At 50.3% G+C, this 25,379-nt stretch carries 26 protein-coding genes and 1 tRNA gene; 9 read left to right on the plus strand and 18 right to left on the minus strand.

Annotated features, from left to right (window positions below):
• Positions 1-12 precede the first annotated feature (12 nt).
• The 4 genes from MD588_RS17200 to mutY all read right to left on the minus strand — a co-directional run bounded on the left by MD588_RS17200 (position 13) and on the right by mutY (position 2,945).
• Positions 13-88: transfer RNA gene (locus MD588_RS17200), tRNA-Phe, on the minus strand.
• A 129-nt stretch (positions 89-217) separates the two neighbouring features.
• Positions 218-1,351 (minus strand): membrane-bound lytic murein transglycosylase MltC, encoded by a 1,134-nt coding sequence (mltC, locus tag MD588_RS17205; protein WP_265698755.1) that lies wholly within the window; start codon positions 1,349-1,351, stop codon positions 218-220.
• Between the two features lie 118 nt (positions 1,352-1,469).
• Positions 1,470-1,742 (minus strand): oxidative damage protection protein, encoded by a 273-nt coding sequence (locus MD588_RS17210; protein ID WP_075763156.1) that lies wholly within the window; start codon positions 1,740-1,742, stop codon positions 1,470-1,472.
• Positions 1,743-1,880: 138 nt separating this feature from the next.
• Positions 1,881-2,945, minus strand: a complete 1,065-nt coding sequence (gene mutY / locus MD588_RS17215) for an A/G-specific adenine glycosylase (protein WP_265698756.1) — start codon at positions 2,943-2,945, stop codon at positions 1,881-1,883.
• A gap of 294 nt (positions 2,946-3,239) precedes the next feature.
• Here mutY and trmB point away from each other — a divergent pair, with 294 nt between their 5' ends.
• From trmB to MD588_RS17230, 3 genes are all read left to right on the plus strand, one after another.
• On the plus strand, positions 3,240-3,977 hold the full coding sequence (trmB, locus tag MD588_RS17220; RefSeq protein WP_265698758.1) for a tRNA (guanosine(46)-N7)-methyltransferase TrmB: 738 nt from the start codon (positions 3,240-3,242) through the stop codon (positions 3,975-3,977).
• Positions 3,978-4,085: 108 nt separating this feature from the next.
• A complete protein-coding gene (gene glsB / locus MD588_RS17225) occupies positions 4,086-5,006 on the plus strand; it encodes a glutaminase B (protein ID WP_265698759.1) in 921 nt (306 codons plus the stop codon).
• A 55-nt stretch (positions 5,007-5,061) separates the two neighbouring features.
• The gene (locus MD588_RS17230) at positions 5,062-5,466 is read left to right on the plus strand and encodes a YggN family protein (RefSeq protein ID WP_265698760.1); all 405 of its coding nucleotides are present in this window, start codon (positions 5,062-5,064) and stop codon (positions 5,464-5,466) included.
• Positions 5,467-5,568: 102 nt separating this feature from the next.
• Here MD588_RS17230 and hemW read toward each other — a convergent pair whose 3' ends face one another.
• From hemW to MD588_RS17265, 7 genes are all read right to left on the minus strand, one after another.
• Positions 5,569-6,729 carry a radical SAM family heme chaperone HemW gene (hemW, locus tag MD588_RS17235; protein ID WP_265698761.1) on the minus strand — a complete coding sequence of 387 codons (1,161 nt, stop codon included), beginning with the start codon at positions 6,727-6,729 and terminating at the stop codon, positions 5,569-5,571.
• On the minus strand, positions 6,729-7,322 hold the full coding sequence (locus MD588_RS17240) for an XTP/dITP diphosphatase (protein ID WP_265698762.1): 594 nt from the start codon (positions 7,320-7,322) through the stop codon (positions 6,729-6,731). The genes hemW and MD588_RS17240 overlap by 1 nt, the downstream gene beginning before the upstream one ends.
• A gap of 186 nt (positions 7,323-7,508) precedes the next feature.
• Positions 7,509-7,937, minus strand: coding sequence for a DUF4426 domain-containing protein (locus MD588_RS17245; protein WP_265698764.1), 429 nt, complete (start codon positions 7,935-7,937; stop codon positions 7,509-7,511).
• Between the two features lie 179 nt (positions 7,938-8,116).
• Positions 8,117-8,410, minus strand: a complete 294-nt coding sequence (gene yggU, locus MD588_RS17250) for a DUF167 family protein YggU (RefSeq protein WP_265698765.1) — start codon at positions 8,408-8,410, stop codon at positions 8,117-8,119.
• A complete protein-coding gene (locus MD588_RS17255; RefSeq protein ID WP_265698766.1) occupies positions 8,407-8,964 on the minus strand; it encodes a YggT family protein in 558 nt (185 codons plus the stop codon). Before MD588_RS17255 ends, yggU begins: the two co-directional genes overlap by 4 nt.
• Positions 8,965-8,973: 9 nt before the next feature.
• On the minus strand, positions 8,974-9,792 hold the full coding sequence (proC, locus tag MD588_RS17260) for a pyrroline-5-carboxylate reductase (RefSeq protein WP_265698768.1): 819 nt from the start codon (positions 9,790-9,792) through the stop codon (positions 8,974-8,976).
• Between the two features lie 56 nt (positions 9,793-9,848).
• On the minus strand, positions 9,849-10,550 hold the full coding sequence (locus MD588_RS17265) for a YggS family pyridoxal phosphate-dependent enzyme (RefSeq protein ID WP_265698769.1): 702 nt from the start codon (positions 10,548-10,550) through the stop codon (positions 9,849-9,851).
• 23 nt (positions 10,551-10,573) lie between these two features.
• Between MD588_RS17265 and MD588_RS17270 the strand changes: the two genes are divergently transcribed.
• Both MD588_RS17270 and MD588_RS17275 read left to right on the plus strand, forming a co-directional pair.
• Entirely contained in the window at positions 10,574-11,611 is a 1,038-nt protein-coding gene (locus tag MD588_RS17270; protein WP_265698770.1) for a type IV pilus twitching motility protein PilT, read from the plus strand.
• A gap of 30 nt (positions 11,612-11,641) precedes the next feature.
• The gene (locus MD588_RS17275; RefSeq protein ID WP_265698772.1) at positions 11,642-12,748 is read left to right on the plus strand and encodes a PilT/PilU family type 4a pilus ATPase; all 1,107 of its coding nucleotides are present in this window, start codon (positions 11,642-11,644) and stop codon (positions 12,746-12,748) included.
• A gap of 404 nt (positions 12,749-13,152) precedes the next feature.
• On the opposite strand, the gene ruvX is transcribed toward MD588_RS17275, so the two are convergent.
• The 7 genes from ruvX to metK form a co-directional block, all read right to left on the minus strand.
• Positions 13,153-13,581 (minus strand): Holliday junction resolvase RuvX, encoded by a 429-nt coding sequence (gene ruvX / locus MD588_RS17280; protein WP_265698774.1) that lies wholly within the window; start codon positions 13,579-13,581, stop codon positions 13,153-13,155.
• Positions 13,578-14,147: a YqgE/AlgH family protein gene (locus MD588_RS17285; protein WP_265698776.1), complete on the minus strand. Its 570-nt coding sequence runs from the start codon at positions 14,145-14,147 to the stop codon at positions 13,578-13,580. Before MD588_RS17285 ends, ruvX begins: the two co-directional genes overlap by 4 nt.
• Positions 14,148-14,452: 305 nt before the next feature.
• Positions 14,453-15,400, minus strand: a complete 948-nt coding sequence (gene gshB / locus MD588_RS17290; protein ID WP_265698777.1) for a glutathione synthase — start codon at positions 15,398-15,400, stop codon at positions 14,453-14,455.
• A 29-nt stretch (positions 15,401-15,429) separates the two neighbouring features.
• Positions 15,430-16,161, minus strand: a complete 732-nt coding sequence (rsmE, locus tag MD588_RS17295) for a 16S rRNA (uracil(1498)-N(3))-methyltransferase (RefSeq protein WP_265698778.1) — start codon at positions 16,159-16,161, stop codon at positions 15,430-15,432.
• 201 nt (positions 16,162-16,362) lie between these two features.
• Positions 16,363-17,067: a deoxyribonuclease I gene (gene endA / locus MD588_RS17300; protein ID WP_265698781.1), complete on the minus strand. Its 705-nt coding sequence runs from the start codon at positions 17,065-17,067 to the stop codon at positions 16,363-16,365.
• A 130-nt stretch (positions 17,068-17,197) separates the two neighbouring features.
• Positions 17,198-17,677 (minus strand): SprT family zinc-dependent metalloprotease, encoded by a 480-nt coding sequence (locus tag MD588_RS17305; RefSeq protein ID WP_265698783.1) that lies wholly within the window; start codon positions 17,675-17,677, stop codon positions 17,198-17,200.
• A gap of 213 nt (positions 17,678-17,890) precedes the next feature.
• Entirely contained in the window at positions 17,891-19,045 is a 1,155-nt protein-coding gene (metK, locus tag MD588_RS17310) for a methionine adenosyltransferase (RefSeq protein WP_265698785.1), read from the minus strand.
• A 400-nt stretch (positions 19,046-19,445) separates the two neighbouring features.
• Between metK and tkt the strand changes: the two genes are divergently transcribed.
• The 4 genes from tkt (at position 19,446) to fbaA (ending at position 25,222) form a co-directional block, all read left to right on the plus strand.
• Entirely contained in the window at positions 19,446-21,443 is a 1,998-nt protein-coding gene (tkt, locus tag MD588_RS17315) for a transketolase (protein ID WP_265698786.1), read from the plus strand.
• Positions 21,444-21,725: 282 nt separating this feature from the next.
• Positions 21,726-22,766 carry an erythrose-4-phosphate dehydrogenase gene (epd, locus tag MD588_RS17320; RefSeq protein WP_265698787.1) on the plus strand — a complete coding sequence of 347 codons (1,041 nt, stop codon included), beginning with the start codon at positions 21,726-21,728 and terminating at the stop codon, positions 22,764-22,766.
• Between the two features lie 76 nt (positions 22,767-22,842).
• Positions 22,843-24,006, plus strand: a complete 1,164-nt coding sequence (locus MD588_RS17325) for a phosphoglycerate kinase (protein WP_265698788.1) — start codon at positions 22,843-22,845, stop codon at positions 24,004-24,006.
• Positions 24,007-24,145: 139 nt separating this feature from the next.
• Positions 24,146-25,222, plus strand: a complete 1,077-nt coding sequence (gene fbaA, locus MD588_RS17330) for a class II fructose-bisphosphate aldolase (protein ID WP_049845540.1) — start codon at positions 24,146-24,148, stop codon at positions 25,220-25,222.
• Positions 25,223-25,379 lie beyond the last annotated feature (157 nt).

Raw genomic sequence — 25,379 nt, forward strand, 5'->3', positions numbered from 1 at the left:
AAAAAGAAGAAATGGTGCCTCGAGGCGGAATCGAACCACCGACACGAGGATTTTCAATCCTCTGCTCTACCGACTGAGCTATCGAGGCAACGGAGCGCTATTAAACGGGTTTTCAGCCATTTCGTCAACTACTTTTTCAATAAAAATTACTGAAAAATGCTCGCCTGCTTGCTTTTTATACGCTAGCGGCTTTTGTGGCTATTTATTTGTCGTCACTCTAGATTTTTCCCTGATTAAACTCTTTCTGGAAATTGGTGACTTTCTGTAAATAGCGACGTGCTTCCGCTTTGGGGTGCTTGTTGGTCAGTGCCCAGTAAACCTGGTTCGGTTGCAAGCTGTTGAGATCATTCATTGCCCGTTTGCGATCGTTATGAAAGGTCTTCAATACGCCGCCGGTACCGCCGTTATAGGCCGAAATCATACTGTAATGCAGCGAGAGCGGATCCTGGACATCCTTGAGATAGCGATTTCGCAAAATATAGAAATAAGCCGTGCCGGTATCGATATTCTTGGCCGGGTCAAACAGGTACTCCGGCGTTGGCTTGCCTGATTTGTTCTTTACCAGCTTGAAGACATCGGCGCCGGCGGTATTCGGCACTACCTGCATTAACCCGTAAGCATTGGCATGGCTAACAGCGTAAGGGTTGAAACTGCTCTCGGTTTTGATGATGGCATAGATCAGATCTTCCGGAATACCGTAACGACGAGAGGCATCGCGCACAATGCTGGCATATTTGTATCCCCGCTTGTTGGCATGATCGGCAACCATCGGGATCTCGACATAATAGGCTTGCTGGTAGCGGATCTTGCGCTTTTTCAGATCGCGGTTGATCAGGTAGTCGGCAAATTTGTTTGCCCGCCAGGACCACTCGATCGGTTTGCCTTCCTGATCCAGTACCTGACCGTAGAGAAACGGCTTGCCTTGCAGCTCGATGCCCGAATCCGAGTAAAGGTCGACCCCGCCTGGATTGTCCGGGGTTAGCAGGGTGGTAGTGATGGCTTCTTTTAAATGCTTTTCCGGCTCGGTCGTTGCCACAGTCTCGACAATAACCACCCCGCGCACGAAGTCGACATGGGCGCGGCTCTGATAGCCATCGGTATATTTGACGTACTGACGCTTGCTGGCCACAAGAGAATCCTTGTCACCCCAGTAACGCTTAACCTGCCCGCTGAAGTTATTCATCAGGCGGTCAAGTGCTGCGGCATCTTTGGTAAATTGCCCGGGCAACGGAGCGAGGTTTTTGGCAAAGCGATTGGTTGCGGTGTAGTCGACGTCGTAAAACTTTTCGACAAATTCCCGGCTGCAACCACCAAGCAGAAGAAGAGATAATAGAAGAGCGCGTTTTTTCATAATACCCGGCAAAAAAAAATGACATCACTTGTTTGGCGACAAATGATGTCATTTTCTGTCACTCCGGGTAAGCTTTTTTGCTCAGGAGGGGGGATAAATCGTGAAGTCGGGTGTTTCGTTACTCGCTTGGTGGCGTGTAACCGTCGATGATCACATCCTGACCTTCAAACAAGAAGTTAACCATTTCTGTTTCCAGTAGCTTACGGTGCTCTGGATCCATCATGTTCAGCTTTTTCTCGTTGATCAGCATCGTTTGTTTACCTTGCCACTCTGCCCAGGCTTCTTTCGAGATATTGTCGAAAATACGTTTACCCAGCTCTCCCGGGTAAAGTTGGAAATCCAAACCTTCCGCTTCTTTTTTCAGACGGGCACAGAATACAGTACGGCTCATCGAGTGGCTCCTTAATCTTAACCTTCATGAGTACGCTGCTAGTTATACCAGAGTGCAGCGAATGCTTCTAGATTTCACGCCAAAACAGCCAGCTCGACCTTTAAGCCTGTTTATCTTTCTGCCCCTTTCGTCTGGTGGTTACAGGTTTTTCAGCTCGTAATGCAGACCTTCGAGAATTTGTTGTACCGGTGCGGCCAGGCCGATTTTTGGCGGCTGGTTGAGGTTGTACCATTGCCCTTTGCCGGATTCATTGACCACATTCGGTGCTGCGTTGAGGCGGATCAGGATTGGTACGATATCAAGATGATAATGGCTGAATGTATGGCGGAAAGCATTCAGCTGCTCGGTATTGCGGATGATATCGGACGAGTTTCCAAGTCGCTGTTCGATAATTGTGTCGAGGTCTGCGTCATCATTTTGCGGGAAGCACCACAAGCCGCCCCAGATCCCGGCGGGCGGACGCTGCTCTAGCCAGACTTCCTCGCCGTGCTGGAATATAGCAAACCACGCCTGTTTTTCCGGCAGTGTTTTTTTCGGCTTTTTGCCGGGAAAATCCATCTGGCGTTGCTGGGCTTTTGCCTGACAGAGTTCGGCGACCGGACAGAGCTCGCACTTGGGCTTGCTGCGGGTGCAGATCATCGCTCCCATGTCCATCATGGCCTGGTTATAGCGCTCGACGCCGTGCGCCGGGGTGTTTTGTTCGGCAATTTCCCACAGGGCATTTTCTACTGGCTTTTTGCCCGGCCAGCCTTCGACGGTATAGCAACGGGCCAGGGTACGCTTCACATTGCCATCAAGGATCGGGTGGTGCTGCTTGAGCGACAGCGACAATACCGCGCCAGCCGTAGAGCGGCCAACTCCCGGCAGGGCGATGACCTGTTCGATATCCTCAGGAAAGTTGCCGCCATGCTCAGATACGATCAGCTGTGCTGCTTTGTGCAGGTTGCGGGCCCGGGCGTAATAGCCGAGTCCTGTCCATAGGTGCAGCACTTCATCCTGCTCGGCCTTTGCCAGATCCTGTACTGTCGGGAAGCGCTCGATAAAGCGTTCAAAGTACGGGATCACCGTGGCAACCTGGGTTTGCTGCAGCATGATCTCCGACAGCCAGACCTTATAGGGAGTCTTATTGAGCTGCCAGGGCAGTGTTTTGCGGCCGAATTTGTCGTACCACGTCAAAATGGCCTCAGAGAAGGTATTAGTCACAAAAACTCGCTCACTTTACTTGTTGTGTGTTTGCCTTGGTGATGACTGACGTAGCGAGAGTGTTCCGCTGGATGTACGGTCTCTCTGGGTGTCTTTTAGTCAAAGTTGTAGTTGGCAATGGCAATCACTTATACTTCCTAGCACCGTGCGGATCGCACAGCGGTGAAAGTTTATATTGGGTATTATTGAGCGAGATTGCACCACAATCTGGGTATTGTCGCAATCGATAGACTTGAACTTAGTCTATAACTTTGGATAATGCCGTTCCGTTTCTTTTTTGTTTGGATAGTAAGCATGAGCGAAGTTGCAAAAAAGTCTGGTGAAGTGACCATGACTGAATTTACCGAAGACGGCAAACTGGTACGAAAAGTTCGTAGCTTTGTTCGTCGTGAAGGCCGTTTAACCAAGGGCCAGGAACTGGCTATGGAAAATAACTGGCCGACTATGGGTATCGACTTCGCTCAGGAACTGATTGACTGGAAAGAAGTGTATAACCGTGAAGCGCCGGTAGTACTGGAAATTGGTTTTGGCATGGGCGCGTCATTGGTTGAAATGGCCAAAAACGCACCTGAGAAGAACTTTATCGGTATCGAAGTACATAGCCCTGGTGTTGGTGCATGTCTGATGGCGGCTGAGGAAGCGGGTTTAACCAACCTGCGTGTAATGTGTCATGATGGCGTGGAAGTTTTTGACCACATGATCCCGGATGGCAGCCTGGATATGGTTCAGCTGTTCTTCCCAGACCCATGGCACAAGGCGCGCCACCACAAGCGTCGTATTGTTCAGCCTGAATTCGCTCAGATGCTACGTAAGAAGCTGAAAATTGGTGGTATCTTCCATATGGCGACTGACTGGGAAAACTATGCAGAGCACATGGTGGAAGTAATGAATGCGGCACCTGGCTACCGCAACACGGCGACGGATGGTGACTACATTCCGCGCCCTGAAGACCGTCCGCTTACAAAATTCGAAGCCCGTGGCCACCGTTTGGGGCACGGCGTATGGGATATGAAATACGAGCGTACAGAGTAACCCTCTGCCCTCAAGTCATATCACCTAGAGTTAACGCCATCCCTATGGCGAGAACGACTTTGTAAAAGCCAACCTCGTGTTGGCTTTTTTGCCCTTGGAGAACAAAGAATGAAGCCAACAGAACAGTTGCTCAGTGAGATTTTGGATGAAGTCAGGCCATTAATTGGCCAGGGAAAAGTGGCTAACTATATCCCCGCGTTGGCCGAAGTGCCTGCAGATAAACTGGGCATTGCTGTCTGTTATAACGATGGTGAAATTATTCAGGCTGGCGATAGCGAGGAGTGTTTCTCTATCCAGTCGATCTCCAAGGTACTTAGCCTGACGCTGGCGATGACCCTCTATGAACCTGATGAAATTTGGAAGCGGGTAGGGAAAGAGCCGTCAGGCCATGCATTTAACTCGATGATCCAGCTTGAGCTGGAAAACGGTATTCCGCGTAACCCGTTTATCAATGCCGGGGCATTGGTGGTTTCCGATCTGCTGCACAGCCGCCTGTCAGCGCCGCAATACCGGATGCTGGAGCAGGTGCGTGAACTGGCCTGCAATCCCCATATTGTATACGACAAGGTCGTTGCGGCCTCAGAGATGCAGCACAGTGATCGCAATGCCTCTATTGCGTACCTGATGCGCTCGTTTGGCAACTTTGAAAACGAAGTGATGCCGGTACTGACAAACTACTTCAGCTATTGCGCTTTGAAGATGAGTTGTGTTGATTTGGCGAGAACATTTAGCTATCTGGCCAATAAAGGGCTTCCTTTGGGCGCGAAAAAAACAATTATCAGCCAGACTCAGAGTAAGCAAATGAATGCATTGCTTGCGACCTGCGGGTTATACGATGGCGCGGGCGAGTTTGCTTATCGGGTGGGTATGCCGGGCAAATCCGGTGTTGGTGGTGGTATTGTTGCTATCGTACCGGGAGAAATGTCGATAGCGGTATGGTCGCCTGAGTTGGATCCTTCCGGTAATTCACTGGCAGGAACTGCTGCATTGGAGCTACTTGCAGAGAGAATCGGACGCTCTATTTTCTAACGGGTTGTGACTGTTCACTGAAGATCAGCATAGACCCGATTCTGAGGGGATATGTATGTTCAAGTGCAACAACCGGAAGATGATCCTGTCGATGATAGGTCTCGCACTGTCTTTGACTTCAGGCAGTGTTCTGGCATCGTTTTGTCAGCCGCAATGGCACAATGCAATAACGATGCAAGACGGGGCGATCACCCTGGAAAAGGGGGCCGATACCTTTCTGATCAAGCCTAGCGGACAGCTGTATTATGGCGTTCACAAGGTCAAGCTGAATGAACAACAACTGGCTGTGCTGGCCGACTATCACAGTATCATGATAGAAGATTTACCCTATGTGCTTTCTCATTCTCAGTTTATTGATCAGGAGTTGTGTGAGCGGGTTGCCAAGCGGCAGATGAAAGAGCATGAAATTCAATCATTGATCCCGGCGCTCAAGAACTGGCGGAGTGTGAGTTTTAAGTGATATGGGAAGAGCGGTTCTATGGTCCTAGGAAAAGCAGGTTTAAAACAAAAAGCGAGAACTCTGATTCTCGCTTTTTGTTTTTATATGCGTTTCTTTTCGCTTTTACTCGTCTTCGTCGACAAAGGCCGCCAGCAGGTCATTGAGGAATAGCTTACCGTGTTCGGTGATTTGCCACTCCTCGCCGTTGTCGGCCAGGTAGTTTTGCGCCAGTGCCCAGTCAATTGAAGGTTGGATGGTACTTGGCGGCAGGCCGGTACGCTCGACGAAATCCTGCTTCGGGCAGGACTCCAGCAGGCGGAAGCGGTTCATGAAAAACTCAAATGGTCTTTCGCTGTCTTCTACCTGGGTTTGCTGATCCAGATACGGCTTCTGTGGGTTCAGGTAACCACGCGGGTGCTTAACCTTGACCGTGCGGGTGATCGTGCCGTCAGCAAAGCTGATCTTGCCGTGTGCACCACAGCCAATCCCGAGGTAGTCGCCGAAGCGCCAGTAGTTGAGATTATGGCGGCACTGCAGTCCCGGTTTGCTGTAGCCGGAGATCTCATATTGGACGTAACCGGCTTCCGCCAGCAGCCGGTGGCCTTGTTCGAAAATATCCCACAAGTCATCGTCATCCGGCAGTGTTGGAGGCTTGGAGTAGAACAGGGTATTGGGCTCAATCGTCAGCTGGTACCACGACAGGTGCGGTGGGTTGAGTGCAATGGCTTGCTTGAGATCGGAAAGCGCGTCCTCAATCGACTGATCCGGCAGGCCGTGCATCAAGTCAAGGTTGAAGCTGTTCAGTCCGGCCTCGGTGGCCAGTTTGGCCGCGTTGATGGCCTCATCGCAGCCGTGGATCCGGCCGAGGCGCTTTAGCTTCTCATCCTGAAAACTTTGAACTCCGATGGAGATTCGGTTTACCCCGACCTCACGGTAGGCGGTGAATCGACCTGCCTCGACCGTGCCTGGGTTAGCTTCCATCGTAATTTCAATATCTTTGCTGAACGGAATACGCGCCTCGACAGCTTGCAGCAGGCGGCCAATTTCTTGCGGCGAAATCAGGCTTGGCGTACCACCACCAATAAAGATTGAGTGCAGCGGACGGACACCATTTTCCAGCTGATAGGCCGCCAGATCGGCATCCAGATCCTCGATGAGTGCATCGACATAGTCGAGTTCGGGAATGTCCGCCTTGAGTGCATGCGAGTTGAAATCACAATACGGGCATTTTTGGACACACCACGGGATGTGAACATACAGGCTTAGTGGTGGTGGAACTAACATTAGGCGTCCTTCAGGGCTGCAAACAGTTTCTGCAGCGCCTTACCACGGTGCGACAGCTGCTTTTTGCGCGCAGGCTCCAGCTCGGCAGAGGCACACTGATCTTCCGGTACCCAGAATACCGGGTCGTAGCCGAATCCATTCTCACCATGGGCTTCGGTCAGGATGCTGCCTTCCCAGCTACCGTGGCAAACCAGCGGAGTCGGGTCGTTTTCGTGGCGCATCATTACAAGTACACAGTGGAAGCGGGCGGTGCGCTGCTCTGCTGGCACGCCTTTCATTTCTTCTAGTAGTTTTTCAAGATTTTGCTGATCGCTGGCATCCTCTCCGGCAAAGCGGGCCGAGTAGATACCAGGCGCCCCTTTGAGGTAGTCGACTTCCAGGCCGGAATCGTCAGCAATCGCAGGCAGGCCGGTTTCTTTGGCGGCATGACGAGCTTTGATAATGGCATTTTCGATGAAGGTGGTGCCCGTCTCGGCAACCGAAGAGACGTTGTAGTCACTCTGTGCAACAACATCAAAACCAAAGTCTGCAAGCAGGCTTGCCATTTCTTTTACCTTGCCCTGATTGCCAGTGGCCAGTACTAATTTGCTCATCACTGTTCCTCGGTGAGTCCGTGCGGACTGATAGTAGTGGGGCGCTATGATAGTACCAAATGAACTTTGCCTCCACTCTATTGAGTTTCTGCCGAATGATGCAGGAACCGGGAATCGTTCCGCTTGAAAAAGAAAGAGGAGCCCGCGGGCTCCTCTTGTCAGGCTTTGCAGGCCGGTATTGATTGCTTAATCGACATAGAAAGTTTGCTTGAATGCGATTTGGCCATTGGTGCCGCCCTGAGACACATCGATGGTGAAGCTGAAGCTCTCTTCGTTGGCATGTTTCAGCTCGGCGATGTAGTAGATGGCCGAGCCCTCACGGATTTCGCGAAAAGAGAGGTTCTTGATGGTGCCGAGCAGGTTTTTTGCCTGACCCGTTAAAACGGCTGTGACTGCGGGCTTGCCAGCTTGTGCCTTATCTAAAACAGTGACGTTGACAACGGCAGAGTAGCGACTGCGCTGAATTCGGTAGGTGTTTGCCACCTCCGGAGTCAGAAAGGTTGAAGGAAAACTGGAGTAGTGCACCTCCAGGTTGCCGATGTTTTCTAGCTGTTCAGCGTGAACCGGCAGGGCGGTAAAAAGTAATGCTGATAATAAACATAAGATACGAGTCATGGTTTTATCCTTTTGGATACTCAGCGAATTGTCAGGTCATTTGGGTAGATGGCCTTAATAATTCGGTGGGTATTACATCCTTATAGTATAGCCAGCAGCTCTGGCAATGCGGCTCAACCTGTGCGGCCCAACCCAAAGGTTGAGCCGCTATTTCTAGGTGTTCTGGTATGCGGGGGGAACTACAATAGTTCGGCAATCACGGTTGGAATTTCTCGAGGGCTCTCGATCCTGAGTTGCTTGTGACGACCCAGTTCCCCTTTTTCAATGACCACCTGACCTTTGGCAACCCGGAACTGTTTTGCCAGGTATTTGGTTAGATGGCCGTTGGCCTTGCCGTCCACAGGCGGAGCGGTGATGGCAATTTTTAGCTCGTCGCCATGCAGGCCGACAATCTGGTCCCGGCTGGCTTTCGGCTGAATATACAGCCGGATCACCAAGTCGTCACCAGATCTTGTAATTGCACTCAGACTCATAGCTGATGCCAGATAGGACCGATAATGTCGCCCATCAGGATATTGGCAAATTGCAGGCCGATGAACAGTACCAGCACACTCAGGTCTAGGCCGCCCATTGCCGGGATAAACCGACGGATAGGTGCCGTCATCGGCTCAGTCAGCTGGTGCATTACGTATTCAACCGGGCTTCGTCCCTGGCTAACCCAGCTCAGGATGGCACGAAGTAGCAGTACCCAGAACAATAGGCCACCCGCGGCTTTTAGTAGTGACAGTCCGCCTAGCCATAGGAAATCAACGCTAAATACCAGACCGCCGTTGGTCAGAACAATTTGCAGCAGGACAAATTTGGCAATACTGAGCACATAGGCAAATAGCAGCGTTGCCAGATCCAGCGAACCAATCGATGGGATGATGCGGCGTAATGGTGCAACGACCGGTTGGGTCGCTTTTACGATGAACTGGGAGAACGGGTTGTAGAAGTCCGCTCGGGCCCACTGTAGCCAGATCCGTAGCAATACAACCATGATGTAGAGGTCAAACAGGGTAGAGACCAAGAAACCAATTGAATTCATAACTAAACCTTAAAATAATTTTTCCATTTCTTCAGCGCGGGAAACAGCAGCACGCATTGCTTTGGCTACGGTATCACTAAGTTGATGTTCGTTAAACGTGCGCAGTGCCTCGGCGGTGGTCCCGCCTTTCGACGTCACCTGCTCACGCAGGGTCGCCAGGTCGATATCGGGGTTGGCAACCACCATCTCAGCAGCGCCAGCAGCTGATTGCTGAATCAGTTGGCGGGCCGTCTGAGGATCAAAGCCTTGCTTGATTGCTTCTGCCTGCATGGCTTCCATGAACAGGAAGAAGTAGGCCGGTGCGCTGCCGGCTGCGGCTATAATACCGTTAATTCCAGATTCCTGCTCTACCCAGCACACTTCGCCGACAGCTTGCATTAAGTTTTCAGCAAAGGCTTTGTCTGTCACCGCGACTGTGGACGGGGCAAACATACCGCTCATCCCTTTACCAATTAGCGAAGGGGTATTGGGCATGACGCGAACAAGGTTTAACTCTGTCGCTAGCATCTCATTGAGGCGCTGGGCCGGGATGCCGGCAGCGATAGAGATCACCAATTTGCCAGAAAAGTCGATAGCCTGTAGGGGCTGGCAGACTTGCTCCATTAGCTGGGGTTTGACCGCCAGTACAATCACATCGGCCTGCTCGGCCGCAGACAGGTTGTCGTCGCTGGTATGGATACCGTAGTCACGGGCTAGTGGCTCACGGCGATCCGGGCCGGGGGCAGTAGCGGTAATTTTATCCGCGCTATAGCCGCTGCAAACCAGTCCGGCAATAATTGAGCGCGCCATGTTGCCGGCGCCGATGAAAGCGATTGAGCGTTGTTCCATGTAAAATCCTTATCAAAATACAGGGGAGTGGGATCCTCGATCCTGGTTCCTCGATGCTATTTATAGTTCCGTGCACCGAAGATTGCGGTGCCGATCCGGACAATGGTACTACCCGCTGCAATAGCGGCCTCCATATCGCCACTCATCCCCATCGATAGGGTATCAAGTTGCGGGTGTTTGTCTCGCAGAGCGTTTTGGGCATCGGCCAAGGCGCTGAAAGATGCATATTGGTTGTCATAGTCATCGGCTTTTTGCGGGATTGACATCAGGCCACGCAGCACTAAATTGGGCATTGCCGCAATTTCATCAGCCAGCGCAGACAAGTCGTCGAAGGCGATACCTGATTTGCTGGCCTCGCCGCTGGTGTTGACTTGCAGTAAGATGTTTAGCGGAGGCATGTCGGCCGGACGCTGTTCACTCAGCCTGCGGGCAATCTTGGCACGGTCGACGGAGTGCACCCAGTCGAAATGCTCGGCAATCTGCCGCGTTTTGTTAGACTGGATTGGCCCGATAAAATGCCAGCTCAGCTTGTCAGCCTGAGCATGTGTTGTGAAATGTTGTACTTTTTCAATGCCTTCCTGGACGTAGTTTTCACCAAACGCGTACTGCCCTGCTGCTATCGCATCGTCGATTGCAGCGATTGGCTTGGTTTTACTTACCGCCAGTAGTTGCACGGAATCGGCTGTTCGACCGCATTTTTCGGTCGCGGAGGTTATCTGGGAGATGACCTGTTCAATATTTTGCTTGATACTACTCATAATTGATTCTGTGGGGAAAATTTATGGATATCACCGAACTACTGGACTTTAGTGTAAAGCATAATGCCTCTGATCTGCACCTTTCTGCTGGTGTACCGCCAATGATCAGGGTAGATGGTGACGTAAGAAAACTGAGTTTACCAGCACTAGAGCACGGTGAAGTACACCGATTGGTGTTTGACATCATGAATGATGCCCAGCGCCGGGAGTACGAAGAGAAGATGGAAGTGGACTTCTCTTTTGAGTTGCCAAATGTCGGACGTTTTCGTGTTAATGCTTTCCAGCAGTCTCGGGGGAGTGCGGCAGTGTTTCGGACCATTCCAATCAATATCCCGACCCTGGAGTCACTTAACGTTCCTGAAGTGTTCTATAAAATCGCCCAGTGTCAACGTGGGCTGGTATTGGTGACCGGTGCTACCGGTTCGGGTAAGTCGACCACGATTGCGGCACTGGTTGATTATATTAATGAAAACTATAACCGGCATATTCTTACGATTGAAGATCCGGTGGAATTTATCCATAGCGGCAAGCGTTGCCTGATCAACCAGCGTGAAGTTCACCGTGATACCCATAGTTTCCATAATGCGCTGCGCTCTTCCCTGCGTGAAGATCCCGATGTCATTGTGGTCGGCGAACTGCGGGACAAAGAAACCATCAGTCTTGCCCTTACCGCAGCAGAAACCGGCCACCTGGTGTTGGGTACTTTGCATACCAGTTCGGCAGCAAAAACGGTTGACCGTATCATTGATGTTTTTCCTGGCAATGACAAGGCTATGGTGCGCTCGATGCTTTCCGAATCACTGCGGGCGGTGGTATCGCAGAGCTTGCTCAAGTGCATCAGCGGCGGACGGGTTGCCTCGCATGAGGTGATGATGGCCACACCGGCGATTCGTAACCTGATCCGGGAAGACAAGGTTGCCCAGATGTATTCCATGATCCAGACCGGTTCGGCAATGGGAATGCAGACGATGGAGCAGAGTGTCAAGATGCTGGTGGCCCAGGGATTGGTTGAGGCAGAAGAAGGGCGACGTGTTGTCGATAGTGCATTTGCGCAGCTGTAAGTACTCGAAAGATCATAAATAGGAATGACAATGAATTTACAATCGATCCTCGAGGAGGTCGTGCGGTGCAAGGCATCAGATCTGTATATTACGGTTGATTCACCTTGTTTGCTGCGAGTCGACGGTAACCTGCAGCCGCTGGGAGAAGTCCTGGATCGCCGTTCTGTTGACGCTCTGTTCGAAGAGGCTATGGATAGTGAGCGACAGCAGGAGTTTGTGACAACCCGGGAAGCGAACTTTGCTCTGGTTCGCGGGGAATTACGTTTTCGTGTCAGCGCGTTTTGGCAGCGTGAGTTGCCGGGTATGGTCATTCGTCGGATCGAGACCGATATTCCCGATATTTTCTCGCTTAACCTGCCGATGGATATGCAGAAAATGGCACTGGCCAAGCGTGGTCTGGTATTGGTGGTTGGTGCAACGGGTTCGGGTAAGTCAACCTCGATGGCTGCGATGACCGGGTTTCGCAATAGCAACCGTAGCGGGCACATTCTGACGGTCGAAGATCCGATTGAGTTTGTCCATAAGCATGACAGGTGCATTGTCACCCAGCGTGAAGTGGGTCTCGATACCGAAAGCTATGAAGTGGCACTGAAGAACTCTCTGCGCCAGGCGCCGGATATGATCCTGATCGGCGAGATCCGGACTCCGGAAACCATGGAGTATGCGATGAACTTCGCCGAAACCGGACATTTGTGCATGGCAACCCTGCATGCCAATAATGCCAACCAGGCACTGGAGCGAATTCTTCACCTGGTGCCGAAAGAGCGCCGGGAGCAATTTTTGTTTGATTTGTCGCTGAACCTGAAATGTATTTTGGCCCAGCAGTTGATCCCCGACGCCCACGGTGTCGGCCGTCATGCGGCCTTTGAGTTACTGCTCAATACCCCGCGGGTTGCAGATCTGATCCGCCGCGGTGAACTGCACGAGATCAAAGACGTGATGGCGAAATCCGGCGAGTCGGGAATGATGACCTTTGATCAGTCGCTGTATGGGTTGTTTACCGAAGACAAGATCACCGAACAGGATGCCCTGCATCATGCTGACTCAGCCAACGACTTGCGCCTGATGATCAAGGTCGGTAGCAAAGATCAGCTCGGAAGCAGTACCCTCGACGGGGTAACTGTCGATATGGGCTAGTCCTGATCAACTAAAAAGATCACCATGATGAAAAAGCTTTGGGGTTGTCATGATCCTAAAGCTTTTTTTGTTGCTCATTAGTTTTAAATCTATGATCTTAAATGGTTTAGCCAAGCCGAAGATATCTGTTATGCAGCATGTAGAGCTTTTGGGTTCAAAGTGTCCAAAAGCTGTACATGCTGTTCATACCTTGTGCTATGCAGGGCTAGCTTAGTCAGTCAGAATATGCGGAATAAGGTGGCAGCTTTTTGATGGAAAAAGAGGGTAAAGGTGTACGTGATAGGTGCTAGGTTACAGGATTCTAGTTCCTAAAAGAAACAGAACATAAATATGGTTTGAAAAGGATGATGAAGTCATGAAGGGAGTAATACCTAGGTTCTAGGAGCTAGAACCTAGGATCTTTGTTATCCGTACTGTCGCTCAAACCAGCTCTCGAGGATCACGACCGCAGACTGGGAGTCGATATTACCTTTGCTGAGCGAGCGGTAGCCACCGCGTTCGAAGAGATCGGAGCGGGCTTCGGCTGTACTGAGGCGCTCGTCATGCAGTTCTACCTGGCAGCCGAAGCGGCCATGGAGACGGTTGGCGAACTTCTTGGCTCTTGGGGTGATCGTTTCCAGTTCACCACCGCGTAAATCCAGTGGCAGGCCAACTACGATAAGGTCCGGTTGCCATTCTTTCAAAATTTTCTCGATAGCATCCCAGCTAGGAATACCGTCTTTGGCCTTTAAGGCTGCCAGCGGGGTGGCGGTGCCAGTCAGTTCCTGGCCAATTGCGACACCGATACTTTTGGTGCCGTAATCAAATGCTAATACACTGCGTGAGTTACTCATGCATGTCCTTTGTCGATAGAAAGGTGAGCCGAGCTAATACCAAGCTGAGCGACGGCTTTGTCCCAGCGCTCATTGATCGGGGTGTTAAACACTACATCCGGATCGGCTTTGGTAGTTAGCCAGGTGTTTTCTGCCAGCTCTTGCTCCAATTGGCCTGCCGACCAACCGGCATAGCCAAGAGCGACCAAAAACTTTTCCGGTGCCTCGCTGGTACCGAGCAAGGGCAAAATGTCTTTGGAGGTAGTGACCGAAAACTGGTCGGTAATGTTGATGCTCGAGCTGAAGTGACTTGCATGTTGGTGCAAGTGGAGTACGAAGCCACGATCTCCGGAAACCGGCCCGCCGTTAAAAACAGGTTGCTCAAGGCTGGCTGGGTCGTTGATCGGCAGCTCTCGCTCGACGTCAATTTGTTCAAGCATGTTGCCAACAGAAATATCGATAGGTAGGTTGATGACGATACCCATTGCGCCATCGTCATTATGTTCGCAGACATAAATAACGCTACCTTTAAAATTCGGATCCTGCATGCTGGGCATGGCAACCAGAAAATGATTAGTCAGATTCATTAGTGTGCACCTACAACATATCCTGTTACTTACAGTATGCCGACTATTTGCCGGAATTGGTATTTATACCAATCAGCATAAGTATTTGATCATTCTTGCTGGTTTAAATCACCTATTACTGCGTTAGGTTTTTTGTAATTAGAACCACTAGTTACTGTAAACCCTTCCTTGTCTTAGGTGATTTTCCCTGCGCAATTATCTGAACACTTACTTATCCCGATTGGTATTACGCTTAAACTCAATATTAAAGATGCAATAAAAAACGCAACCCTGCTGACAAGGCTGCGTTTAAAACTAATCGTAAATTATGCGTTTACACGACGCTCGATAGCATCCATCAATTTACCGGTGATTGAAACATCAAAGGCAGCTTCGATTTCACGGATACAGGTCGGGCTGGTCACGTTGATTTCCGTCAGTTTGTCGCCAATAACATCCAGGCCGACAAAGATCAGGCCTTTTTCTTTCAGTACAGGTGCGACGGTTTCGGCAATCTTACGGTCGGTCTCGCTGATCGGGCGAGCTTCGCCTCGACCGCCTGCCGCCAGGTTGCCACGAGTTTCGCCCTTGGCCGGAATACGAGCCAGGCAATACGGGATAGGCTCGCCGTCTACGACGAGAATACGCTTATCACCGTTGCTGATATCCGGCACGAAGGTCTGTGCCATGCAGTAGTTCTGGCCGTGGTTGGTCAGGGTCTCGATGATCACCGATACGTTCGGATCACCATGCATCACGCGGAAGATAGATGAGCCACCCATACCGTCGAGAGGCTTGAGGATCACGTCGCCGTGTTCTTTGTGGAAGGCTTTGATTTTCTCGGCGCTGCGGGTTACCAAGGTTGTTGGCGTCAGATCCGGGAACCAGGCGGTAAACAGCTTTTCGTTACAGTCACGCAGGCTGCGAGGTTCGTTGACGATCAGTGCCCCTTCGTTTTCAGCACGCTCTAGGATGTAGGTCGCGTAGATATATTCCGTATCAAACGGTGGATCTTTACGCATCAGTACTGCATCCAGATCGGACAGGGCAATTTCCTGCTCGCTGTGGAATTCAAACCAGCCGTTAGGATCTTCTTTCAGGCTAACCACGCGGGTACGAGCAACGGCTTTACCTTGCTCCAGCGAGAGGTCGTCCATTTCCATGTAGTGGATTTCCCAGCCACGACGCTGAGCTTCCATCATCATAGCAAAGCTGGAATCTTTCTTGATATTGATAGACTCAATAGGGTCCATCACGATACCCAGTTTGATCATTTCTTTCTCCTAGTCTGTCGTTGGCTTGGTTAGCCTAAATCGCCAAAGCGGACTTGCAGGGCAGTGATTGCCGTCATCGCAGTGGTTTCGGTTCGCAGTACACGCGGGCCGAGTAATATTTCATCGAATTTATATTGCTCTGTCATCCCGATCTCTTCGGCAGACAGTCCGCCTTCCGGGCCAATCAGCAAGCGAACCTTGGTAACGGGTTCCGGTAGGGTGTTAATAGAGTAGCTTGCACGAGGGTGCAGGTTTAGTTTTAGCCCGTCGTATTCTTCCGCGCACCAGTCTTCCAGTTTCATGACCGGGCGGATCTCAGGTACGGTATTGCGGCCGCACTGTTCACAGGCACTGATGGCAATTTTCTGCCATTGCGCCAGTTTTTTCTCAAAGCGTTCGGGATTCAGTTTTACGCCACAGCGCTCGGAAATCAGCGGGGTGATGGTCATGACACCCAGCTCGACCGATTTCTGGATGGTGAATTCCATTTTCTCGCCACGTGAGATCACTTGACCAAGGTGGATATTCAGCGGTGACTCAATACTGTGCTCGCGTCGGCACTGGATTTCAACTTCTACGCTTTTCTTGCTGGCGTTGGTGATCACTGCCGGAAACTCAGCATCACTGCCGTCAAACAGCAGAACTTCCTGGCCAGCCTGCATGCGCATAACACGGCCAACATGGTTGGCGGCATCATCACTGAGCATGACTTTGCCCAGAGCAGGTAGGAACTCAGGGTGGTAAATACGTGGGATTCTCATGGCTATCTCAATAACCTGCTTAGTTATTATCTTCCTGCATTATATCAACTCTGGATGTGAATGCAGTTCTGGATTCAGTGCTGTTAGGTAATAGATGGATGCGGGAAGGTGTAATTACAAGGCTATGGCAGGTATTTCATTTGTCTGGTTGATAGCTAAGCCTCCCTTTGGAGGGAGGCATGCTTAGAGAGAGGTGAACAACTAGAGTCCTTGTTGCTGGCAGGCACGAAGGACATAGGGGTTATGGTTGGTTTGGATATCGGCAATCCTCCGGTCACGTTCGCATTCCCAATCGCTCACTGGGTACTGGCGATCCCACGCCTCCATTAGCTGACGCTGCTGGCGTGAAAGGCGGAACGGGTATTCATCGCTCATATACAGGTAGGTCCGGGCGATGGCGCCACGTGCTGCCGGCGGCGGATCGGCGCGGCGGCTCTTGAAGTCGACTTTCATTTTGCACTGACCGTAGAAGGCTCCCTGGTTACCGTTCCATGGACGGAAGTTGAAATTGGAGCGGTCACCGTTCACTTCCCCTATCGCCGGTGTCAGGTTGTGGAGATCGGCTTCCATCCTGCGGAACTTGGGATCCTTGCCGCAGTTTTTGCGCCCGCCATCTTGCCAGCACTGAAGCTGATGACCAAATTGCCAGGCCGGAACGACGTGTTCCCACTCAATACGACTGGCGCGTTTGGGTTGCTTGCGTATCTGGTAGCCACAGCTATCCAGATCGGGGACGCCTTTCTTGCCGTGCCATTCGATATCACAGCCGCAATAGAAGCTGACAGGGTGATCCTGGTAGATACCGACTGCGATTTTCTTTGCTTTGCTGAAAGAAGAGGGGGGAGCGGCCAGGGCGGCTGTGGGGAACACTAATCCAACCACTAACCATTTGAGAGAAAACTGCATGTGATACCTTACGTTGTAAGCCAATGCTGATAAGACTATCACTGAATTGGTATTTTAGAAGCAGTTCACTGTTTTTTAGCTTGTTAATTACATTTGTCGTGGAGAGTCACGGCGGTGACAGAAGCGATGATTAAACCGCCTGCAACGGCTGCTTGCATTGTCTGCAGTGGTAGGTGGCCTGCTGGCGGATAACTTTGTTATGGCGCCGAACGGTCAGCTGGTGCTCGCTGCATTGGCAGCGATATCGGTAGGTACTTCCCTGCACCGATGAGACATCAAAGCTGTGGGTGGTGCGTGCCGGGATGCCAAACACCTCGGTCATGATGATTTGCCATTCTCGTCCGTGAGGGCGAACTTTGCCAAACAGTTTGAAAGTGATCAGGTGGGCGACTTCGTGGGGAACCACCTCATCGAGGAACGCCTGTGGATTCTCCTCCAGCAGTACGGGGTTAAAACGCACTTCCCAGCCTTGCAGGCGGGCACTGCCGGCAATTTTCCCCCGCTGCCTAAAGCTGATATTCGGCATTACCAGACGTTTGTTGAGGCGCTGGTTGGCATGTCGGATACAGTGTTCGACCTTGGCGATAACTTGGGACTGGAGTGGGGACATAGGCAGTTTCGAGTTGCTGGTGGAGGGGAAGTATAGCGAAGCGGGGGACTGGATCCTAGAACCTCGTTCCTGGAATAAGCGCAAAGCCTGCCGTAAGTAAGTGAGCCCTAAGCGGGCTGAAGGTGAGGAATGCTTCTGACTCTAGGATCTAGATACCTATGTAAACAAAAAAGGAAGCCGAGGCTTCCTTTTTTATCATTCGTGCGTTGTCGCTTACTTAAGGTTAGCGAAGTCGCGTAGTAGCTCAGCTTTGTCAGTCGCTTCCCAAGGGAACTCTTCACGACCGAAGTGACCGTAGGCCGCTGTCTTCTGGTACATCGGCTTCAGAAGATCAAGCATTTCGATCAGGCCGTATGGACGCAGGTCGAAGTGCTGGCGTACCGCTTCAACGATAACGTCATGAGGTACGTTCTCAGTACCGAAAGTTTCAACCATGATAGATGTTGGATCAGCAACACCGATTGCGTAAGACAGCTGGATTTCACAGCGGGCAGCAAGGCCGGCAGCAACGATGTTCTTGGCAACATAACGAGCTGCGTAAGCTGCTGAACGGTCAACTTTTGATGGATCTTTACCAGAGAAAGCACCACCGCCGTGACGAGCAGCACCACCGTAGGTATCAACAATGATCTTACGGCCAGTCAGGCCACAGTCACCCATTGGACCACCGATTACGAAACGGCCGGTTGGGTTGATGAAGTATTTGGTGTCTTTGTTTAGCCACTCTGAAGGAAGTACCGGCTTGATGATTTCTTCCATCACGGCTTCCTGCAGTACTGGTAGTTCGATGCTGTCACAGTGCTGAGTTGAAAGAACGACGGCATCGATACCGACAATCTTACCTTGATCGTAAGCGAAAGTTACCTGGCTTTTCGCATCCGGACGTAGCCAAGGCAGGGTGCCGTTCTTACGAATTTTTGCCTGACGCTCAACCAGACGGTGTGCATAAGTCACAGGTGCCGGCATTAGCACGTCAGTTTCGTTAGTAGCATAACCGAACATGATGCCCTGATCGCCAGCGCCCAGTTCGCGTGGGTCTTCACGGTCAACACCCTGGTTGATATCTGGAGACTGCTTACCAATTGCGCTCAGTACGGCACAAGAGTTGGCATCGAAGCCCATATCAGAATGAACGTAGCCGATTTCACGTACGGTTTCACGAGTGATTTCTTCAATATCAACCCAAGCCGAGGTAGTGATTTCACCGCCTACCATAACCATACCGGTTTTAACGTAAGTCTCACACGCCACACGTGCTTTCGGGTCTTGTTCCAGGATCGCATCCAGGACTGCATCAGAAATTTGATCAGCAATTTTATCTGGATGGCCTTCTGATACTGACTCAGAAGTAAACAGGTGCTTGGACATGCGTACTCTCACTTTAATATGGTTATAAGTTGATAATGGGAAGCCCTGAATCAAGGGGATACATAACCTTGATGCATACGGATATACGTTTGAATGTATAGAGCTACCTCCGTCTAGACGTCTATAATACCTGCACAATAGGTTTGAAATCAACACTGCAAATTGTATGGTAATAAGTTAATTGCACAAGCAAACGATTACGTTTCAGGGGCTTAACCTCCTTTTGCGGCATTTCTTTCTATCCAGCTTATTGAAATTGGAGTCATTTTCTTCAGGAAAACGTTTGCAGTCGGGGGGCAGACTTTGCGACAATACCCGCCCGCCGAATCATGGTTAATTTGTTACGCCCTGGCGAGCAGATAGCCACCATAAATACAGTCTACGAATTTCTGGAGCAGACATGTCTTCACGTAAAGAACTTGCAAATGCAATCCGTGCCCTAAGCATGGACGGTGTTCAACAAGCTAACTCTGGCCACCCGGGCGCACCTATGGGTATGGCTGATATCGCTGAAGTACTGTGGCGCAGCCACATGAACCACAACCCACAAAACCCGCAGTGGGCTGATCGCGACCGTTTTGTCTTGTCGAACGGCCACGGTTCAATGCTTATTTATTCTCTGCTTCATCTGACAGGTTATGACCTGTCTATCGACGATCTGAAAAACTTCCGCCAGCTACACTCAAAAACACCGGGTCACCCTGAGTACGGTTATGCACCGGGTGTTGAGACAACAACTGGCCCGCTAGGCCAGGGCATCACTAACGGTGTTGGTATGGCAATGGCTGAAAAAGCCCTTGCAGCTCAGTTCAACCGTGAAGGCCACGATATCGTTGACCACAACACTTACGTGTTCATGGGCGATGGCTGTCTGATGGAAGGTATCTCTCACGAAGCATGTTCCCTGGCTGGCACTCTGGGTCTGGGCAAGCTGATCGCATTCTGGGATGACAACGGCATCTCTATCGACGGTGACGTTGAAGGCTGGTTCTCTGACGATACGCCGAAGCGTTTCGAAGCATACGGCTGGCACGTAATCCCTGCTGTTGACGGTCACGATCCAGAAGCGATCAATGCCGCAATCGAAGCGGCGAAGGCAGAAACGGGCAAGCCAACACTGATTTGTACCAAGACGATCATCGGTTTTGGTTCGCCGAACAAAGCGGGCTCTCACGACTGTCACGGCGCACCGCTAGGTGCCGAAGAAATTGCAGCGGCTCGTGAATTCCTTGGCTGGAACCACGGTCCTTTCGAAATTCCTGCTGATATTGCAGCAGAATGGGATGCAAAAGAAGCGGGTGCAGCAAAAGAAGCGGCATGGGACGAGAAGTTTGCAGCGTATGAAGCGGCTTACCCTGAGCTTGCTGCGGAATACAAACGTCGTGTAAACGGCGAGCTTCCTGCACAGTGGGAAGAAAAAGCCAATGCAATCATCGCTGATCTTCAGGCAAACCCTGCCAACATTGCATCACGTAAAGCGTCACAGAATGCGCTAGAGGCGTTCGGGGCAATGCTTCCTGAGTTTATGGGCGGCTCTGCTGACCTTGCTCCGTCTAACCTGACAATGTGGTCTGGTTCTAAATCTCTGACTGCTGAAGACTTTGCGGGCAACTACATCCACTACGGCGTACGTGAATTCGGTATGACGGCGATCATGAACGGTATCGCCCTTCATGGTGGTTTTGTACCGTACGGTGCGACATTCCTAATGTTCATGGAGTACGCACGTAACGCGATGCGCATGGCTGCGCTGATGAAAGTGCAGAACATCCAGGTTTACACTCACGACTCAATTGGTCTGGGTGAAGATGGCCCTACACACCAGCCGGTAGAGCAAATCGCGTCGCTACGCCTGACTCCAAACATGAGCACATGGCGCCCATGTGACCAGGTTGAATCTGCAGTGGCTTGGAAATTTGCTATCGAACGCAAAGACGGCCCAACATCGTTAATCTTCTCGCGCCAGAATCTTGCGCAGCAAGCGCGTACTGAAGCGCAGGTTGCCGATATCGCCAAGGGTGGCTACATCCTGAAGGACTGTGAAGGCAAGCCAGAGCTAATCCTGATTGCAACCGGTTCTGAAGTTGAACTGGCAACCGAAGCCTATGCCCAGCTAACGGCTGAAGGTCGTAAGGTTCGTGTTGTTTCTATGCCGGCAACAGACGTATTCGACAAGCAAGATGCAGCGTACCGTGAAGCGGTACTACCATCAGACGTGACTGCACGTATTGCCGTTGAAGCGGGCATCGCTGATTTCTGGTACAAGTACGTTGGTTTCGACGGCCGTATCATCGGTATGACAACCTTTGGTGAATCTGCACCAGCAGGCGAGCTATTTAAGATGTTTGGCTTCACGGTTGAAAACGTGGTTGAGACAGCCAAAGAGCTTCTTGCTTAAGCCTTGTTAGGTAAACCATCAATAACCCGGAATCGATCTGTTCATTCATGATTTATTTCGGAGTATGAAAAAAAGGCCTCCTTGCGAGGCCTTTTTTGTCTGAAATGCGACCTGTATCACTGATTGTTTCTTGGCCTCAATTGATGAGGAAAGCAATGTTTTATGTGTATGGTGTTGATTTTAAGCGTTTTGTTTTCAACGAGTGATGATGGTCACAATTATGGTGATTCTGAGCTTGGCTTGGTATACACTAACGCGGCTTAATTAATTTGTAGCACGGATATGACACTAAAAGTCGCAATTAATGGATTCGGCCGTATTGGACGCAGCGTACTTCGCGCGTTGTATGAAAGCGGCAAACACCACCAAATCAAGGTCGTGGCAGTCAACGAATTGGCTGAGCCAGAAGCAATGGCTCACCTGTTGCAGTATGATACTAGCCATGGACGCTTTCATAAGCCTGTCACTCATGATCAGGAGCACCTGTTTATTGCCCATGAAAATGGCGAGCAGGACAGCATCCGAATTCTGCATCAGCCTGAAATACACCTACTGCCGTGGCAAGATCTTGATGTCGATATTGTACTCGACTGTACCGGTATCTATGGCTCTCGGGCTGACGGCGAGGCGCATATCAAAGCGGGCGCCCGCAAAGTGTTATTTTCCCATCCTGCTGCCAATGACATCGACAATACCATTATTTACGGTGTGAACCACGACTCGCTCCAACCTGAGCACTGCATTGTCTCTAGTGGTTCCTGTACTACCAACTGTATTGTCCCAGTGATCAAGGTATTGGATGACACCTTTGGTATCGAATCCGGCACCATTACCACCATACACTCGGCGATGAATGACCAGCAGGTCATTGACGCCTACCACCCTGATTTACGTCGTACCCGCGCAGCCAGCCAGTCAATTATTCCGGTAGATACTAAACTCCATCTAGGTATCGGTCGTATTTTTCCGAAATTTTCTGACAAGTTTGAAGCTATATCTGTGCGCGTGCCGACAATTAACGTCACAGCGATGGATTTAAGTGTCACAGTTAAAACAAATGTGAAAGTTAATGACGTAAATCAATCACTGGCAGAGGCTTCTCGTTGTACATTAACTAACATAGTTGATTACACCGAAGCACCACTTGTATCGATTGACTTCAATCACGATCCCCATAGCGCGATTGTCGATGGCACTCAGACCCGTGTCAGTAACCAACACTTAATCAAGCTGTTGGTGTGGTGTGATAACGAATGGGGATTTGCTAACCGGATGCTAGATACCGCGTTGGCCATGCACGCAACCAGTGCAGAAAAAAAGTAGGAATTATAGAGCTTGGCAGTGACGCTGGGCTGACAAAACTTTGATTTTAAATTAATTATTGTTGAGAGGACAAACCATGTCTGTAATCAAGATGACTGACCTGGAACTAGCAGGTAAACGCGTATTCATTCGTGCTGACCTAAACGTACCAGTAAAAGACGGTAAAGTAACATCAGATGCACGTATTCTTGCATCTCTGCCAACTATCAAGCACTGCCTAGAAGCTGGCGCGAAAGTAATGGTTACTTCTCACCTAGGTCGTCCTACTGAAGGCGAATATGCAGAAGAGTTCTCTCTAGCTCCTGTTGTTAACTACCTAAACGACGCACTAGACTGCGAAGTTAAGCTAGCTAAAGATTACCTAGATGGCCTAGAGCTAAACGCTGGTGAGCTTGTTGTTCTTGAAAATGTTCGCTTCAACAAAGGCGAGAAGAAGAACGAAGAAGAGCTATCTAAGAAATACGCTGCACTATGTGACATCTTTGTGATGGACGCATTCGGTACAGCTCACCGTGCACAGGCATCGACTCACGGTGTTGGCATGAACGCACCAATCGCATGTGCTGGTCCTCTACTAGCGGCTGAGCTAGAAGCACTAGGCAAAGCAATGGACAACCCAGAGCGTCCACTTGTTGCAATCGTTGGTGGTTCAAAAGTTTCAACTAAACTGACTGTACTTGAGTCGCTATCTAAAGTCGCTGACCAGCTGGTTGTTGGTGGTGGTATCGCAAACACATTCATTGCTGCAGAAGGCCACAATGTTGGTAAATCTCTGTACGAAGCAGACCTAGTTGAAACTGCTCAAAAACTAATGAAAGAGTGTTCTATCCCAGTAGCAACTGATGTTGCATGTGCTAAAGCATTCGACGAAAACGCAGAAGCTGAAATCAAGAACGTTGCTGACGTTCAAGACGACGACATGATCTTCGACCTAGGTCCAGATTCAACTGCAGCTCTTGCCGAAATCATTGGCAACGCGAAAACTATTCTTTGGAATGGTCCAGTAGGCGTATTCGAATTCAAAAACTTCGAAGCGGGTACTGCAGGCATCTCTAAAGCAATCGCTGAATCTGCAGGCTTCTCTGTAGCTGGCGGTGGTGACACGCTAGCGGCTATCGACAAGTTCGGTATCAAAGCTGACGTTTCTTACATCTCTACTGGTGGCGGTGCATTCCTTGAGTTCGTTGAAGGTAAGGTACTACCAGCCGTTGCTATGCTAGAAGAGCGTGCAAAAGCGTAATTAATTTTGGGCGGGAGCGTCGCTCCCGCCTATAAACGATTGTGAATTAGATCAAGTTTTTATAGAATACTGGTCCAGTAGCAAACGTTTGCAAAGATTTATATTTAATACAGACAACAAGGTAAATAGGACTATTGTTATGTCTAAGATCTTCGATTTCGTAAAACCTGGTGTTATTTCTGGCGACGACGTACAGAAAGTATTTGAAGTAGCAAAAGAGAACAAATTTGCTCTTCCTGCAGTAAACGTTGTAGGTACTGACTCTGTAAACGCAGTACTTGAAGCAGCAGCTAAAGTTAAATCTCCAGTTGTTGTTCAGTTCTCTAACGGTGGTGCTGCTTTCTTCGCTGGTAAAGGCGTTAAACTTGAAGGTCAAGGTGCACAAATCCTTGGTGCTGTAGCGGGTGCGAAATACGTACACGCTGTTGCTGAAGCTTACGGTGTTCCAGTTATTCTTCATACTGACCACGCTGCTAAGAAACTTCTTCCTTGGATCGACGGTCTACTAGACGCTGGTGAAGAGTTCTTCGCGCAAACTGGTAAGCCTCTATTCTCTTCTCACATGCTAGACCTTTCTGAAGAGTCTCTAGAAGAGAACATCGAAACATGTGCTAAGTACCTAGAGCGCATGGCTAAAATGAACATGACAATCGAGATCGAACTTGGTTGTACTGGTGGTGAAGAAGACGGCGTTGATAACTCTGATATGGACGCTTCTGAGCTTTACACTTCTCCAGAAGACGTTGCGTATGCATACGAGAAACTAAGCGCTGTTAGCCCACGTTTCACTATCGCTGCTTCTTTCGGTAACGTACACGGTGTTTACAAGCCAGGTAACGTTGTTCTGACTCCAACTATCCTACGTGACTCTCAGGCATACTGTGCAGAGAAGTTCGGTATTGCACCTAACGCTCTAAACTTCGTATTCCACGGTGGTTCAGGTTCTACTGAAGCTGAAATCCAAGAGTCTATCGGTTACGGTGTTATCAAAATGAACATCGATACTGATACACAGTGGGCGACTTGGGATGGTATCCGTGCGTACGAAGCTGAAAACCGCGACTACCTACAGGGCCAGATCGGTAACCCAACTGGCGAAGATGCGCCAAACAAGAAGTACTACGATCCACGCGTATGGCTACGTGCAGGTCAAGCTTCTATGGTTGCTCGTCTTGAGAAAGCATTCGCTGACCTTAACGCAGTAGACGTACTGTAATTTAGACAGTTTGTCTTGCGCGTAGGCGCTAAGCATATTAAAAGCCCGCTTCTAGCGGGCTTTTTTATATTTGTAGGAAAGAGACGTCATGAAGAAGTGGAAGCGAATTAACTGATAATGCACAGCAAATCATAAAATCGCTGTTATAGTAACCGAC

It is taken from the genome of Photobacterium obscurum (genome assembly GCF_026191635.1).
Classification (GTDB): Bacteria; Pseudomonadota; Gammaproteobacteria; order Enterobacterales; family Vibrionaceae; genus Photobacterium; species Photobacterium obscurum.

Excerpts from the sequence above, each read along its gene's own strand:
- gshB (WP_265698777.1), bottom strand. The coding sequence starts at position 15,400 with ATGATCAAACTGGGTATCGTGATGGACCCTATTGAGTCTATCAATATC.
- proC (WP_265698768.1), bottom strand. The coding sequence starts at position 9,792 with ATGGAACAACGCTCAATCGCTTTCATCGGCGCCGGCAACATGGCGCGC.
- endA (WP_265698781.1), bottom strand. The coding sequence starts at position 17,067 with ATGCAGTTTTCTCTCAAATGGTTAGTGGTTGGATTAGTGTTCCCCACA.
- epd (WP_265698787.1), top strand. The coding sequence starts at position 21,726 with ATGACACTAAAAGTCGCAATTAATGGATTCGGCCGTATTGGACGCAGC.
- MD588_RS17285 (WP_265698776.1), bottom strand. The coding sequence starts at position 14,147 with ATGAATCTGACTAATCATTTTCTGGTTGCCATGCCCAGCATGCAGGAT.
- rsmE (WP_265698778.1), bottom strand. The coding sequence starts at position 16,161 with ATGAGAATCCCACGTATTTACCACCCTGAGTTCCTACCTGCTCTGGGC.
- fbaA (WP_049845540.1), top strand. The coding sequence starts at position 24,146 with ATGTCTAAGATCTTCGATTTCGTAAAACCTGGTGTTATTTCTGGCGAC.
- MD588_RS17325 (WP_265698788.1), top strand. The coding sequence starts at position 22,843 with ATGTCTGTAATCAAGATGACTGACCTGGAACTAGCAGGTAAACGCGTA.
- MD588_RS17275 (WP_265698772.1), top strand. The coding sequence starts at position 11,642 with ATGAATTTACAATCGATCCTCGAGGAGGTCGTGCGGTGCAAGGCATCA.
- ruvX (WP_265698774.1), bottom strand. The coding sequence starts at position 13,581 with ATGAGTAACTCACGCAGTGTATTAGCATTTGATTACGGCACCAAAAGT.
- MD588_RS17230 (WP_265698760.1), top strand. The coding sequence starts at position 5,062 with ATGTTCAAGTGCAACAACCGGAAGATGATCCTGTCGATGATAGGTCTC.
- MD588_RS17210 (WP_075763156.1), bottom strand. The coding sequence starts at position 1,742 with ATGAGCCGTACTGTATTCTGTGCCCGTCTGAAAAAAGAAGCGGAAGGT.
- MD588_RS17265 (WP_265698769.1), bottom strand. The coding sequence starts at position 10,550 with ATGAGTAGTATCAAGCAAAATATTGAACAGGTCATCTCCCAGATAACC.
- tkt (WP_265698786.1), top strand. The coding sequence starts at position 19,446 with ATGTCTTCACGTAAAGAACTTGCAAATGCAATCCGTGCCCTAAGCATG.
- MD588_RS17270 (WP_265698770.1), top strand. The coding sequence starts at position 10,574 with ATGGATATCACCGAACTACTGGACTTTAGTGTAAAGCATAATGCCTCT.
- metK (WP_265698785.1), bottom strand. The coding sequence starts at position 19,045 with ATGTCCAAGCACCTGTTTACTTCTGAGTCAGTATCAGAAGGCCATCCA.
- glsB (WP_265698759.1), top strand. The coding sequence starts at position 4,086 with ATGAAGCCAACAGAACAGTTGCTCAGTGAGATTTTGGATGAAGTCAGG.
- MD588_RS17255 (WP_265698766.1), bottom strand. The coding sequence starts at position 8,964 with ATGAATTCAATTGGTTTCTTGGTCTCTACCCTGTTTGACCTCTACATC.
- yggU (WP_265698765.1), bottom strand. The coding sequence starts at position 8,410 with ATGAGTCTGAGTGCAATTACAAGATCTGGTGACGACTTGGTGATCCGG.
- mltC (WP_265698755.1), bottom strand. The coding sequence starts at position 1,351 with ATGAAAAAACGCGCTCTTCTATTATCTCTTCTTCTGCTTGGTGGTTGC.
- MD588_RS17240 (WP_265698762.1), bottom strand. The coding sequence starts at position 7,322 with ATGAGCAAATTAGTACTGGCCACTGGCAATCAGGGCAAGGTAAAAGAA.
- MD588_RS17245 (WP_265698764.1), bottom strand. The coding sequence starts at position 7,937 with ATGACTCGTATCTTATGTTTATTATCAGCATTACTTTTTACCGCCCTG.
- MD588_RS17305 (WP_265698783.1), bottom strand. The coding sequence starts at position 17,677 with ATGTCCCCACTCCAGTCCCAAGTTATCGCCAAGGTCGAACACTGTATC.
- hemW (WP_265698761.1), bottom strand. The coding sequence starts at position 6,729 with ATGTTAGTTCCACCACCACTAAGCCTGTATGTTCACATCCCGTGGTGT.
- trmB (WP_265698758.1), top strand. The coding sequence starts at position 3,240 with ATGAGCGAAGTTGCAAAAAAGTCTGGTGAAGTGACCATGACTGAATTT.